We start from the raw sequence: 13,137 nt of genomic DNA on the forward strand, positions 1-13,137 counted from the left end.
ACGGTGCCACCGGCTTCAAGGGCGTGACACTCAATGCCGACCTCGACGGCAATGGCCTGGTCGACACCTCGGTGACCTGGAGCGGCCTGACCCAGGCCCAGCTGCCGAGCATTCAGTTCGGCACGGACTACATCTTCTTCGGCTGATAGGCGTTAAGGCCTGCCCCGCCATCAGGCGGGGCAGGCCAGATCAGCCTTGCATTATTTAGAATAAAATCCTATATTCGGCGATTGCTGTTTCGACAATCGCATCTGTCCGCCCGCCCAAAAGGGCGGCAATACGCCCGCCGCCCGGGTTGCAAACCAATTTGTCCGAATACCACCATTTCGCGCGAACAGCGCAATTTTTCAATGTTTTCAGTAACCGCGCCAATTACCGCCGCAACCCATCCGCCACCAGCGAACACCCCGCCACCGCCAGCAAAATCGCCAGCCCCGGCCAGAGCGCCACCAGGGGCGCCACAAACACCGCCTCCTGCGCATTGGCCAGCATATTGCCCCAGCTCGCCGCCGGCGGCGCAATGCCCAGGCCCAGAAAGCTGAGCGCGCTCTCGGCCAGAATGGCGCCGCCCACCGCCAGCGCCGTCGCCACTGCCAAAGGTGTCACCAGCTGTGGCAGCACATGCCGCCACAACAGCCGGAATTCAGACACACCCAAGGCCCGCGCCGCCCGGCAGAAATCCGCAGCCAACACCGACAGCGCGGCCGAGCGCGCCAGCCTCGCCACCCCCACCCAGCCAAAAGCCGCCAGAATGGTGGCAATGCGCAGAATATCCGCCCCCGCCTCCCCCCGCGGCAGCCCGATCATCGCGGGATCAAGTGCCGAGAGCACCACCAGCAAGGGCAGCGCCGGCAACGCCAGCAAAGCATCGGCCAGGCGCATGATCACCGCATCCGTCACCCCCCCGGCCCAGGCCGCCAGCACCCCGGCCAGCCCCCCCACCAGCAAGGCCATCAGCGCCGCCCCCAGCCCCACCGCCAGCGAAACCCGCGCCCCATGCAGCAGCCGCAGCAACACATCCCGCCCCAGATCATCCGTGCCCAGCCAATGCACGGCCGAGGGGGCGGCATAGCGGTTGAACAGATCCGGCAGGAAAGGGTCATGCCCCATCAGCCCCGGCGCCAGCAGGGCCAGCGCCGCCATGCCACCCAGAATGGCCAGCCCGGCATAGAGCTTCATCGCAGCCTCGGGTCCAGGGCCCGCTGCGCCAGATCCGCCGCCAGCGAGCCCAGCATGGTCACCACCGCCACCACCAGCAGCGCCAGCAGGGCCAGATTATAATCATTGCCCATAATGGCATCGAAGATCAGCTTGCCCATGCCGGGCCGGGCAAAAAGGGTCTCGGTGATCACCGCCCCTGAGACCAGCGCCCCGGCATCCAGCCCCAGCAGCACCAGCAGCGGCACGGCGGCATTGGGCAAGGCATGGCCAAAAGCCACCTGCATCTCCGAAGCCCCCCGCGCCCGCGCCGAGCGTATCCATGGCCCGCCCAGCGCCCCCTGCATCGCCGCCGCAGCATGCCGTGCATAGGCCGCCATCTGGCCAAAGCCCAGCGTCGCCACCGGCAGCAGCAGGAACCGCCAATCCCCCTGCCCTTCCTCCGCCGCGCCGCCCGCCGGCAACCACCCCAACCACACGGCAAAGAGGATGATCAGCATGATGCCCAACCAAAACCCCGGCATGGCCTGGGCCAGCAGCGCCAGCCCCTGCACCGCGGGCGAGAGCCTCGGCCGCAGCGCCGCCACCACCCCCAACCCCACCCCCAGGCAAGCCGCCAGCCCCACCGCCCAGCCCAGCAGCACCAGGGTGGAGAGCAGTGCCGGCCAGAGCAGCGCCGCCACCGGCTGGGCAAAGAGGCGGGAGAAACCAAAATCCCCCCCGCAGCACCGCCGCCGCCCACGCGAGGTATCGGCCGAGCAAGGGTTGGTCGAGCCCATGCAAGGCCCGCAGCCTGGCCGCATCCTCCGCCGTCAGCCGTGGGTCGGCAATGATGGCAAGGTCAATCGGGTCGCCCGGCATCAGGCCCAGCAGCATATAGAACACGAAGGACAATGCCGCCGCTGTGACCAATATTTGCACCAACCGGGCGGAAAGCCTCATCGCGCCCGCCACTGCTCCACCCAGAGGCTGGAAGGGCTGAGATGGCCGGTGGGCCGCACCCCCTCCAGCCAGGCCGGCCAGATATGGGCATCCTGACGGAACCACAGCGGCAGCGAGGGCAGTTCCTCGGCATAAATCGCCTGCAGCCGGTTCCACAGCGGCCGCCTTGCGGCCGGGTCGAGTTCGATGGGCAGGGCTTCCAGCAGCGCATTCATCTCGGCATGGCGGAAACCCGGATAGTTTTGCCCAGAGAAATTGCGCTCGGCGCGGGGGATTTCATCGCTATGCAGCGAGGCGCGCGGCACATTCTCCGGCGAGGAAATCCAGGCAAACATGGCGAGCGCCTGATGCCGCCGGCGCGACAGGGTCTCAGCAAAGAACACCCGTGGTGGTTCGTTGCGAATCCGCGCCTCAACCCCCACCGCGCGCCACATCGCCGCCAGCACCTGCTGCACCTGCTCGCGGGAGCGGTTGCCGGCGGTGGTCATGAGTTCGAGCGAGAGCCGCTCGCCCGCCGCGTTGCGGCGGATGCCATCGGGCGCCAGCCGCCAGCCCGCCTCCTCCAGCAGCGCCACCGCCCGGGCGGGGTCATAGGGATATTGCCGGATATCGGGGTCCGCCATCGCGTCCAGCGGGTTCACCAGCCCATGCGCCACTGTCTGCCGCCCCTCGAAGAGCTGGGCCACGATACGCGGGCGATCCAGCGCCAAAAGCAAGGCCTGGCGCAGCCGGCGATCGGCCAGGATCGGATTGTCGAGATTGGTATCGATATGCTCGTAGATCAGCCCGGGTCGGAATTCGAAGCGAAAGCGGCTGGGCGCGCGCCGCTGCAGGGCGGCGGCCTGTTCCACCGGCAAACCCAACTCCCCCGCGATCATATCGAGCTGGCCCGAAAGCAGTTGCGCCTCCAGCGCCGTGGTGTTTTCCACCGTGCGGATGCGAATGCTGCGGAAGGCCGGTGCGGCGCCACTCCAGGCCAGGTTGCGCTCCAGATTCACCCCCGAGCCGGGCTGCACCGAGGCCACGCGGTAAGGCCCCGACCACAAGCCTGGATTGCCGGGATTGGTGTCATATTGCGTGCGGGTGCGATAGGCGCGCGGGTCGGCCTGCCAGATCGGCCGCTCGATATGCGCGGGCAGTGGCTGGAAATCGCCCATCGCGGCGAAATCAAAGGTCACCCGGTCAAAGCGCAGCGTAACGGTGCGCGGGTCCACCACGATCAGCTCATAGGCGCTGCGGTAGAATTCGGCGGGGCCGAACCCGGTGGCAGGGTCCCGCCCTGCCTCCCAGGCGAAGCGCAGATCATCTGCCGTGATGGGGGTATTGTCGCCCCAGCGCAGCCCTTCGCGCAGGCGCAGCGTGACGCGAATGCCCGGCCGGCCATCGGGCGTGGTCTCGCGCGCGGCCTGGCCATTCTCAAGGCTGGGCAGCGTCTCACACAGCAGGCAGACCAAGGCCCAATCGGCATCGCGGGCATTGATCGGCCGGCGGGTGAAGCCCAGCACATAGGACTTGGCCGCCATATTCTCGATATTGGGATGCAGCGTGGAGGGGTATTGGGTGATGCCGATGGTCAGCACATCACGCGGTTGCGCCGCGGCGGCAAAGCCCAGGGCCAGCAGCGCCGCGACGAGGGCGCGCATCAGCCCTTGGCTGCCTTATAGGCCCGCGCCTCTTCCCGGCTTGCCACGCCGCCGCGCGCCGCACTCCAAGCCACCGGGTTTTCCAGGAATTTGCGCACTTCCTTGAGCGCGCTCTCCTCGAAATACGGCCGCTCCTTGCAGACCTCGAGCACATCCCACCAGGTGCAGAGGTGATGCAGTTGCAGCCCCATGCCCTTCATATCCTCGAAGCTGCCGGGGAAGACGCCGTAGAAGAACACCACAAAAGTGTGGTCGCAAATCGCCCCGGCCTCACGCAGCGCATTGGCGAATTGGATCTTGCTGCCACCATCGGTGGTGAGGTCCTCGACCAGCAAGGTCTGCTTGCCGACCGGCACATCGCCCTCGATCTGCGCGTTGCGGCCAAAGCCTTTGGGCTTTTTGCGGACATAGGCCATGGGCGCCATCATCCGATCCGCCATCCAGGCGGCGAAGGGTATGCCCGCGGTCTCGCCGCCGGCCACGCATTCGATGGTCTCATAGCCGACATGGCGGCCGATCTTCTCGGCGCCGAGGTCACAAATCCGGGCGCGCGCCCGGGGGTAATAGATGATCTTGCGGCAATCGATATAGACCGGGCTCTTCCAGCCAGCGGTGAAGGTGTAGGGTTCCTCAGGGCGGAAATTGACCGCCTTGATTTCCAGCAGGATGCGCGCCGTGGTCAAGGCTGCGTCGCGGTCCCAGTCAGAGGCGTGTTGCGTGGTCATCAAATGGTCTCCGTGCTGGAACAGGATTAACGCGCGGGCTCTGGCGCGTCCATGATCTGGGTGCTGGAAGACCCACGGGCCGGCACGGCGGCGCAGGCACTGGGCATTGCCGAGCGGCTGGAACGGCCGTTTCGCCGTGTTCCGCTGCGCTTTGGGCGTTGGGCGGGGCTGCCCTGGCCTTGGCCGAGCCTGGCGGGGCTGGCTGATCGCTCGGCCTTTCAGCCGCCCTGGCCGGCGCTGGTGATCTCGGCGGGGCGGCGGGCGGCGCCGGTGTCGCGCTGGCTGCGGGCGCGAGGCGCGCGCAATGTGCATGCCATGCGCCCGGGCCTGGGGGCGGCGGATTTCGACCTGTTGGTGATCGGTGAGCACGATAAGCCGGCTGCGGCCAGCAATATCATGCCCATCCAAGGGGCGGCGCATCGGCTTACCAGCGCAGCGATGGCGGGCGCGGCGGCGGGGTTTGCGGAGCTCGCCCGGCTGCCGCGCCCCATCACCGGGCTGCTGCTGGGCGGGCCGGTGCGGGGCGTGGGCATGCACCCGGAGCAGGCTGCGGCGATTGGCGCCATGGTGGCAGGGCTGGGTGGCAGCGTGATTGCCACCACCTCGCGCCGCACCGGCGATGCGGCTTCGGTCGCGCTGGCGGATGCATTGGCGCCCATGCCGCACCATCTGTATCGCTGGGGTGCCGCCGGCCCCAACCCCTACACCGCCATTCTGGCGCTGGCCGATAGGTTGGTGGTGACGGCGGATTCGATTTCGATGCTCTCGGAGGCGCTGATGACCACGAGCCCGATCTTCATCGCCGGCCTTGAGGGGGTGGGGCCGCGCCATCGCGCCCTGGCGGGGGGGCTGATTGCTGCGGGGCTGGCGGCACCGCTTGGCGCGCTGGCGCCGCCACCGCGTGCTGCGCTGGATGAAACCGGGCGGGTCGCGGGGGAAATCCTGCGCCGCGGCTGGGCCTGAAGTGCTGGGCATGCCGCTCAACTCAGTCTTGCCCGATCGTGGATTTTTTATTCCCTGGCGGGATGGGCGCGGCCGGCTGAGCCGACTGCGCATCGCCGCCTTGGCGGCCATGCTGCTGCCCATGCTCTGGCCGATATGGGACTGGCTGCATGATGAATTGGGCGATCTGGAGGAGATCACCGATTTCACCGGCCGCTGGGCGCTGCGCTTTCTGCTGATCAGCCTGGCCATCACGCCCATGGGGCGGGTGCTGGAATGGCCGCGGCTTTTTCAACTGCGGCGCATGCTGGGCTTGGGCGCGTTGGGCTGGGTGGGGCTGCATGTGGCGCTGTATGTCGTCGATCAGGATGGTATGCTGGGCAAGATCGTCGAGGAGATCAGCCGGCGGTTTTATCTGACCATCGGCTTCGTGGCGGTGCTGGGGCTGCTGCTGCTGGGGCTGACCTCAACCGATGGCTGGGTGCGCTATCTCGGCCGGGGCTGGAAGCGGCTGCATCGCATTGTCTTTCCGCTCGCCGTGCTGGCGGTGCTGCATGCGATGATCCAGGCCAAGAGCAATGCCTCCGAGCCGCTGGTAATGGCGGGGCTGCTGCTCTGGCTGGTGGTTTGGCGGCTGCTGCCCAAGCCGCTGGCGCTGGGGGTTTGGCTGCTGGCGGGGGCAGCGCTACTGGTGGGCTTCGCCACGGCGGGGCTGGAATATCTGTGGTATGCCAATGCCACGAAGCTGCCCGCCGGGCGGATCTTCATGGCGAATTTCAACCTCGATCTGGCGCCGCGCCCAGCGCTCGCGGTAATGCTCCTTGCGCTGATATTGCCAGCGCTGCTGGTGGTGCAGCGGCTTGCCGGAAGGCGGCACCCGGCGTAACCGGGAATCATTCAGGAGGAAGCGCCATGACCCGCAAGCACCACATCGCCGTCATCCCAGGCGATGGTATCGGCAAGGAAACCACGCCCGAGGGGCTGCGCGTGCTCGATGCCGCCGCCCGCCGCTTCGGCTTTGATCTGGAGCTGACCCATTACGATTGGTCCTGCGAGACCTATGCCCAGACCGGCAAGATGATGCCCGATGACGGGCTGGACCAGCTGGCGAAATCCGACAGCGTGTTCCTCGGCGCCGTGGGCTGGCCGGGCGTGCCGGACCATGTCTCGCTTTGGGGCCTGCTCATCCCCATCCGCCGCGGCTTTGACCAATATGTGAATCTGCGCCCCTGCAAGCTGATGCCCGGCGCGCGCACCCCACTCGCCGGGCGCACCCCGGCAGATATCGACTTCTATGTGGTGCGCGAGAATACCGAGGGCGAATACTCCTCCGTCGGTGGCCGGATGTTCCCCGGCACGGAGCGCGAATTTGTCTCGCAGCAATCCATCCTCACCCGGGTGGGCACGGATAGGATCATCAAATTCGCCTTCGAATTGGCGATGACCCGGCCGCGCAAGAAGCTGACCTCGGCCACCAAATCCAACGGCATCACCTTCACCATGCCCTATTGGGATGAGCGTTTTGCCGAGATGGCGAAGAGCTATCCGGGGGTTACCACCGACCAGTTCCATATCGACATCCTCTGCGCGCATTTCGTGCAGCATCCCGATTGGTTCGATGTGGTGGTGGGCTCCAACCTGTTCGGTGATATTTTGTCTGATCTGGGGCCGGCAGTGGCGGGCTCCATTGGCATTGCGCCCTCGGCCAATATCAACCCGGAGAAGCTCTTTCCCTCCATGTTCGAGCCGGTGCATGGCTCGGCGCCGGATATTGCGGGCAAATGGATCTGCAACCCCATCGGCCAGATCTGGTCGGGTGCCATGATGCTCGAGCATCTGGGCGAGAAGGAGGCGGCCGATGCCATCGTGCGCTGCATCGAAGTGCATCTGGCCGAGGGTGGCCCGCGCACGCGCGATATGGGCGGCAATGCCGGCACGGTGGATGTGGGCCGGGCACTGGCAGAGGCCGTCAGCCGGGCGTGATGGGGCGTTGCCCCCGCCAGCGGGCGGGGCTTAGCCTTGCAGTCGAACGGGCCGTGGACTGCGCCATGGACAGCCTGAACCGCCGCGGCAGCCTTGCCGCGGTCAGGGGCGCCGAGGCAGCGAATTGGGTGCTGGTGGATATGTTCGCCCGGGTGGCCATCGGCCAAACTTCGGCGCAGGATTCAATGCGTCAGGCGGTGCGCGCGGCGCAGCGCCATCTCAGGAGGAGTTGAGCCATGCTGACCGCAGCCCAGATCGAGGAATATAACCGCGTCGGTGCCATCGTCGTGCCCGATGTGCTGAACCCGGCTGAACTGGCCGAGCTGCGGGAGGTGACGGATGGCTTCGTCGCCCGCTCCGCCCAACTGACCACGCATGATAACATCTATGATCTCGAGGATAGCCACAGCCCCGGCCAGCCCCGGGTGCGGCGGATCAAGGCGCCGCATCTGCATCATGGCGCCTATGCGCGGCTGATGCGCAACCCGGCGATCATCGCCTGCCTGACATCGCTCTGGGGACCGGATATCCGCTTTGACACCTCAAAGCTGAACATGAAATCGGCCGGCTTCGGCGCCGCGGTGGAATGGCACCAGGACTGGGCCTTCTACCCCCATACCAATGATGATCTCGCCGCCGTGGGGGTGATGATGGATGATATGGAACTCTCCAATGGCCCGCTCTTGATCGTGCCGGGCAGCCATCGCGGCCCGGTGTATGATCATCACTTCGAGGGCCGGTTCTGTGGCGCGATGGACCCCACCAAGGGCGAATTGGATTATGGCGCGGCGATACCATTGACCGGGCGGGCGGGTTCGATCTCCATCCATCATGTGCGCGCGGCGCATGCTTCGGCGCCCAATACCTCCAACCGTGAGCGGCGCTTTTTCCTCATGCAGTTCCGCGCCGCCGATGCCTGGCCGCTGCTGGGCTTCCCCGGTGGTATCGAGGCCTATGACCGGCTGATGGTGGCAGGCCAGCCCAGCCTGGCGCCACGCCTGGCCGATGTGCCGGTGCGCCTGCCGCTGCCGCCGGCGGATTTGCAGGGCTCGATTTATGAGAACCAGAAGGCGCTGAAGAACAAGTTCTTCGCAACGCCCGCGGTTTGAAACCCGCCCGCCTGCCCGCCCTTGATGTCGCGCGCGGCGTGGCGCTGTGCGGCATGGCCGTGTTCCATATCGCCTGGGACCTCAGCGCCTTTGGGCTGATTGCGGTGGCGGTGGCGGCGGAGCCGGGCTGGATGCTGCTGGCCCGGTTGGTGGCGGGCAGTTTTTTGCTGCTGTCGGGTGTGAGCCTCAGCCTGGCCACGCGGGAGGGGCTGCGGATCGGGCCCTATCTGGCGCGGGTCGGGCGGATCGGCGCTGCGGCTGCGCTGGTGAGCTTGGCCAGTTGGTGGTTTGAGCCTCAGGGCGTGATCATTTTTGGCATTTTGCATTGCATGGCCTTGGCGGGGCTGCTGGCGCTGCCGCTGCTGCGCGCGCCTGATTGGGCCTTGGCGGTGCTGGCGGGCTTTATGCTGTTGGGCGGCGGGGTTTTGCGCGATGCGGCCTTCAACGCCAAGGGCTGGCTGTTTCTGGGCCTGGCCACCAAAGTGGCACCCAGCGCTGATTATATCCCGCTCTTCCCCTGGTTTGGCCTTGTGCTGCTGGGGATGCTGGCTGGGCGGTGGCTGCTGGGCGGGGCGGCTGGGCGCCTTTGGCACTGGCAGGCGCGTGACCAGCCTGGGCCGGCCCTGGCCTGGGCGGGCCGGCATAGCCTGGCGATTTATCTGCTGCATCAGCCCATCCTGATCGGCCTGCTGATGGCGCTGATGCCGTTTTTTGGCTGAGCCGCGGCGGCTTGGGTTTTTTGCCGAGCCCCCCGGATGATCGCACCGCGGCAATGGGGCATAATCGGGGCTCAGGGAGATAACATCATGCTGCTGGGCTGCATCGCCGACGATTTCACCGGCGCCACCGATCTCGCCGCCACGCTGGTGCGCGCGGGCATGCGCACCGTGCAGGTGATTGGGGTGCCCGAGGGGCCCTTGCCCGAAGCCGATGCCGTGGTGGTGGCGCTGAAGTCGCGCACCGCCCCGGTGGAGGATGCCATCGCCTGGTCGCTCTCCGCCTGTGACAGCCTGCTGGCGGCTGGGGCGCGGCAGATCTTCTGGAAATACTGCTCCACCTTTGACAGCACGCCGGCCGGCAATATCGGGCCGGTGGCGGATGCGCTGATGAAGCGGCTCGATGCTGGTTTCGCGCTCGCCTGCCCGGCCTTCCCCACCAATGGGCGGACGATTTATCAGGGCCATCTCTTTGTCGGCGGTGCGCTGCTCAATGAGAGCGGGATGGAGAACCACCCCCTCACGCCGATGACCGACGCCAATCTGGTCCGCGTGCTGGCGGGGCAGACGCGCCATGGCGTGGGGCTGGTGCCCTTTGCCACCGTCGATCGCGGGGCCGGCGCCATTCGCAGCGAAATGGGCAAGCTGCGGGAATGGGGCAAGCAATACGCCATCATCGATGCCATCACCGACCAGCATTTGCTCGATATCGGCGAGGCAGCGGCGCTGCATCCGCTGATCACCGGCGGCTCGGGCGTGGCGATGGGGCTGCCGGAGAATTTCCGCCGCGCCGGGCTGCTGCCGCTGCGCGAGGATGCCGCCACCCTGCCGCCGCATGGCGGTTTTGCTGCGGTGCTGGCGGGCAGTTGCTCGCGCGCCACGCTGGGGCAGATCGGCCTTGCGCGCGAACACATGCCCAGCCTGGAGCTGGACGCGCTGGCCACGCCCGATGCCGCTGCCCTCGCCGCCCAGGCCATCGCCTGGATGGAGGGGCGGATTGGCGCCGAGCCCATCCTGATCGCTGCCTCCGCGCCGCCTGAGAAGGTGGCGGCCTTGCAGCAGAAGCTGGGCCGTGATGCGGCCGGCGCCCTGGTGGAGGAGGCGCTGGCCCTGGTGGCGGAGGCGCTGGTGGCGCGCGGTGTGCGCCGGCTTCTTGTGGCGGGTGGCGAGACCTCGGGTGCGGTGGTGCAGCGCCTGGGGCTGCGCTCGCTGCGGATTGGCGAGGAGATCGACCCCGGCGTGCCCTGGACCTATGCCGAGGGCCAAGGGCCCTCGCTGCACCTGGCCCTGAAGAGCGGCAATTTTGGCGCGCGGGATTTCTTCGTGAAGGCCTTCAATCATGGATGAGGCCGCCACCCGCGCCTTGCTGGTGGAATTGGGCGCCAGCCTGTTTGCCCGTGGGTTTTCGGTGGGCAGTGCCGGCAATATCTCCGTGCGGCTGGCGGATGGCTATTTGATCACGCCGACCAATTCCTCGCTGGGGCGGCTTGATGCGGCCGGTATCAGCAAGCTGGATCTGGGCTGGAACCATATTGGCGGGCAAAAACCCTCGAAGGAGGTGTTCATGCATCGCGCCGTGTTGACGGCGCGGCCGCAGGCGGGGGCGGTGGTGCATTTGCATTCCACCCATGCCACGGCCATCGCATGCCTCGCCGCGGTGGGGGAGCGCGCGCCCATACCCCCGCTCACGCCCTATTTCGTTATGCGGGTGGGGCGCAGCCTGCCCGTGCTGCGCTATCACCGCCCGGGGGACCCGGCGATGGAGGATGGCATTCATCAGGCCGCCAAGACCGCGCGCGCGGTGCTGTTGGCCAATCACGGCCCGGTGGTGAGTGGGGCCACGCTGAGCGATGCCGTGGCCGCTGCCGAGGAGTTGGAGGAAGCGGCCAGGCTGGCGCTGCTGCTGCGCGGCCAGGATGCGCGGGCGCTGACCCCAGCCCAGGTGGATGATCTGTTGACCACTTTCGGTTGACGCGGCGCGGGGGCGCTGGCACGCGGGCCTTGCATCCACAGGAGCCCGCGATGACCCAACCCCGCCCCGCCCCCACCAGCCATAGCCTGCTGCCCGCCATTGCCGAGCGCTGGTCGCCCCGCGCCTATGCCGATACCGCCGTCTCCGACGAGGCGCTGCTGGCGGTGCTGGAGGCCGGCCGCTGGGCCTCCTCCTGCTTTAATGACCAGCCCTGGGTCTTCATTGTCGCCCGCCATGGCACGGCCGAGCATGCCGCCATGCTGGCCACGCTGATGCCCTTCAACCAGGCCTGGGCCGCGGCTGCGCCGGTGCTGCTCTACTCCATCGCCCGGGAAAACTTCGCCCATAATGGCGAGGCCAATAAGCACGCCTGGCATGATGTGGGGGCCGCCACCGCCAATATGGCCATCGAGGCCTCGGCCCGGGGCATGCAGATGCATGGCATGGCCGGTTTTGATGGTGCTGCGGCGCGCGCGGCGCTGGCCATTCCCGCCGGCCACGCGCCGGTGACGGCCTTCACCCTGGGCTTCCCTGGGCCCGCCAGCATGCTGCCGGAAAAGCTCGCCGAGCGTGAGGCGGCCGCGCGCGGCCGCCGCCCGGCTGAGACCATGCTGTTCCGCGGCACATGGAATACCGCGCTGTGAGCGACGCGCTGGCAATCCGCCAACTCATCGAGAATTGGGCGGTGTGGCGTGACGCGGGTGACTGGGCGCGCTTTGCCACCTGCTGGCACCCTCAGGGGCGGATGATGGCGACCTGGAAACAGGGCACGGCGGCGGAGTTCATCGAGGCTTCGATCGCTGGCTGGAACCGCGGTGTTTCCATCCTGCATTTTCTGGGCGGCCATAGCAGCGAAATCGTTGGAGAGCGGGCGATCTCGCAGACCAAGATGACGATCAGCCAGCGCGCGGAAGTGCATGGCGTGATGGTCGATGTGGTCTGCACCGGCCGGTTTTACGACTTTGTCGAGCGCCATGAGGGCGCGTGGAAGGTGTTGCTGCGGCAACCCATCTACGAGAAGGACCGGATGGACCCTCTGGCACCCGATGCGAAGCTCTCGCTCGATGGAGCGCTGCTGGTGCAATTTCCTGAAGGCTATCGTCACCTCGCCTATTTGCAGACCTCCATCGGCTATGCGGTGAAGCGCGACATGCCCGGCCTGAAGGGGCCTGAGGTGGAGCAGCTTTATGCCGATGGCCGGGCCTGGCTGGGCGGCGCACCACTGTCGCGTTAGAGCATCATCCGTTCAAACGGAATCGTTTGAGCGGATAAAGATGCCGGCCAAGCAGAGGCTTAGGGCCTGTGCAGTGCGCCATGGCGAAAGAAACAGGCTCTGAACGAAAAAGGCGCCGCCCCTTGCAGGGCGGCGCCTTCTCAGAATGAGCGAGGTTGGTGGTATCAGCCCGCGCTGCTGCCGCCGGAGGAGGCGGTGGTCTTTGCCGCCTTGGGGGCGGCCTTCTTCTTGGCGGCGGGTGCTGCCGCGGCGGGCTTGGCTGCGGCCTTCTTCGGCGCGGCCTTCTTGGCCGGGGCGGGCGCTGCGGCCTTGGCCGGAGCCTTCTTCGGCGCGGCGGCAGCCTTGGCGGCGGGCTTCTTGGCAGCGGGTGCCGCCTTTACCGGCGCAGCCTTGGCGGGCGCAGCTTTGGCGGCGGCCTTCTTCGGCGCGGCGGGTTTGGCAGGCGCAGCCTTGGCAGCGGCCTTCTTTGGCGCAGCGGCCTCGGCGGGTGCGGGTTTGGCGGCGGCCTTCTTCGGCGCGGCAGCTTTGGCGGGCGCAGCCTTGGCAGCAGCCTTCGCCGGCGCGGCGGCTTTGGCGGGCGCAGCCTTGGCGGCAGCCTTCTTCGGCGCAGCGGGTTTGGCGGGTGCGGCCTCGGCGGGCGCAGCCTTGGCAGCGGCCTTCTTCGGCGCGGCGGGTTTGGCGGGCGCAGCCTTGGCGGCAGGGCTCTTGGCGGC

The 13,137-nt window shown here is 67.4% G+C and carries 15 protein-coding genes; 11 read left to right on the forward strand and 4 right to left on the reverse strand.

The window, feature by feature from the left end:
* Positions 1 to 372: 372 nt before the first annotated feature.
* The 4 genes from ABWP84_RS13210 to ABWP84_RS13225 form a co-directional block, all read right to left on the reverse strand.
* Complete coding sequence (locus tag ABWP84_RS13210) at positions 373 to 1,179, reverse strand: ABC transporter permease (RefSeq protein WP_353212506.1); 807 nt, start codon at positions 1,177 to 1,179, stop codon at positions 373 to 375.
* Positions 1,176 to 1,937, reverse strand: a complete 762-nt coding sequence (locus ABWP84_RS13215; protein WP_353212507.1) for an ABC transporter permease — start codon at positions 1,935 to 1,937, stop codon at positions 1,176 to 1,178. Before ABWP84_RS13215 ends, ABWP84_RS13210 begins: the two co-directional genes overlap by 4 nt.
* A gap of 159 nt (positions 1,938 to 2,096) precedes the next feature.
* Positions 2,097 to 3,743: a peptide ABC transporter substrate-binding protein gene (locus ABWP84_RS13220; RefSeq protein WP_353212508.1), complete on the reverse strand. Its 1,647-nt coding sequence runs from the start codon at positions 3,741 to 3,743 to the stop codon at positions 2,097 to 2,099.
* Positions 3,743 to 4,468: an orotate phosphoribosyltransferase gene (locus ABWP84_RS13225; protein ID WP_353212509.1), complete on the reverse strand. Its 726-nt coding sequence runs from the start codon at positions 4,466 to 4,468 to the stop codon at positions 3,743 to 3,745. The genes ABWP84_RS13220 and ABWP84_RS13225 overlap by 1 nt, the downstream gene beginning before the upstream one ends.
* Positions 4,469 to 4,519: 51 nt before the next feature.
* Here ABWP84_RS13225 and ABWP84_RS13230 point away from each other — a divergent pair, with 51 nt between their 5' ends.
* The 11 genes from ABWP84_RS13230 to ABWP84_RS13280 form a co-directional block, all read left to right on the forward strand.
* Complete coding sequence (locus ABWP84_RS13230; RefSeq protein WP_353212510.1) at positions 4,520 to 5,431, forward strand: ELM1/GtrOC1 family putative glycosyltransferase; 912 nt, start codon at positions 4,520 to 4,522, stop codon at positions 5,429 to 5,431.
* Positions 5,432 to 5,441: 10 nt separating this feature from the next.
* Entirely contained in the window at positions 5,442 to 6,296 is an 855-nt protein-coding gene (locus tag ABWP84_RS13235; protein WP_353212511.1) for a ferric reductase-like transmembrane domain-containing protein, read from the forward strand.
* Positions 6,297 to 6,322: 26 nt separating this feature from the next.
* Positions 6,323 to 7,393 carry a tartrate dehydrogenase gene (locus tag ABWP84_RS13240; protein ID WP_353212512.1) on the forward strand — a complete coding sequence of 357 codons (1,071 nt, stop codon included), beginning with the start codon at positions 6,323 to 6,325 and terminating at the stop codon, positions 7,391 to 7,393.
* Between the two features lie 65 nt (positions 7,394 to 7,458).
* The gene (locus ABWP84_RS13245; RefSeq protein ID WP_353212513.1) at positions 7,459 to 7,626 is read left to right on the forward strand and encodes a hypothetical protein; all 168 of its coding nucleotides are present in this window, start codon (positions 7,459 to 7,461) and stop codon (positions 7,624 to 7,626) included.
* A gap of 3 nt (positions 7,627 to 7,629) precedes the next feature.
* Entirely contained in the window at positions 7,630 to 8,502 is an 873-nt protein-coding gene (locus ABWP84_RS13250) for a phytanoyl-CoA dioxygenase family protein (RefSeq protein ID WP_353212514.1), read from the forward strand.
* Positions 8,499 to 9,221, forward strand: coding sequence for a heparan-alpha-glucosaminide N-acetyltransferase (locus ABWP84_RS13255; protein WP_353212515.1), 723 nt, complete (start codon positions 8,499 to 8,501; stop codon positions 9,219 to 9,221). Before ABWP84_RS13250 ends, ABWP84_RS13255 begins: the two co-directional genes overlap by 4 nt.
* A gap of 87 nt (positions 9,222 to 9,308) precedes the next feature.
* Complete coding sequence (gene otnK, locus ABWP84_RS13260) at positions 9,309 to 10,565, forward strand: 3-oxo-tetronate kinase (protein WP_353212516.1); 1,257 nt, start codon at positions 9,309 to 9,311, stop codon at positions 10,563 to 10,565.
* Positions 10,558 to 11,190, forward strand: a complete 633-nt coding sequence (locus tag ABWP84_RS13265; protein ID WP_353212517.1) for an aldolase — start codon at positions 10,558 to 10,560, stop codon at positions 11,188 to 11,190. The genes otnK and ABWP84_RS13265 overlap by 8 nt, the downstream gene beginning before the upstream one ends.
* 50 nt (positions 11,191 to 11,240) lie before the next feature.
* On the forward strand, positions 11,241 to 11,834 hold the full coding sequence (locus ABWP84_RS13270) for a nitroreductase family protein (protein WP_353212518.1): 594 nt from the start codon (positions 11,241 to 11,243) through the stop codon (positions 11,832 to 11,834).
* Positions 11,816 to 12,424, forward strand: a complete 609-nt coding sequence (locus ABWP84_RS13275) for a nuclear transport factor 2 family protein (protein ID WP_353212519.1) — start codon at positions 11,816 to 11,818, stop codon at positions 12,422 to 12,424. Before ABWP84_RS13270 ends, ABWP84_RS13275 begins: the two co-directional genes overlap by 19 nt.
* A gap of 195 nt (positions 12,425 to 12,619) precedes the next feature.
* Positions 12,620 to 13,137 (forward strand): hypothetical protein (locus tag ABWP84_RS13280; protein WP_353212520.1); only part of this gene is annotated, 518 nt, incomplete at its 3' end.

This window comes from Rhodovarius sp. (assembly GCF_040399605.1).
Classification (GTDB): Bacteria; Pseudomonadota; Alphaproteobacteria; order Acetobacterales; family Acetobacteraceae; genus Rhodovarius; species Rhodovarius crocodyli_A.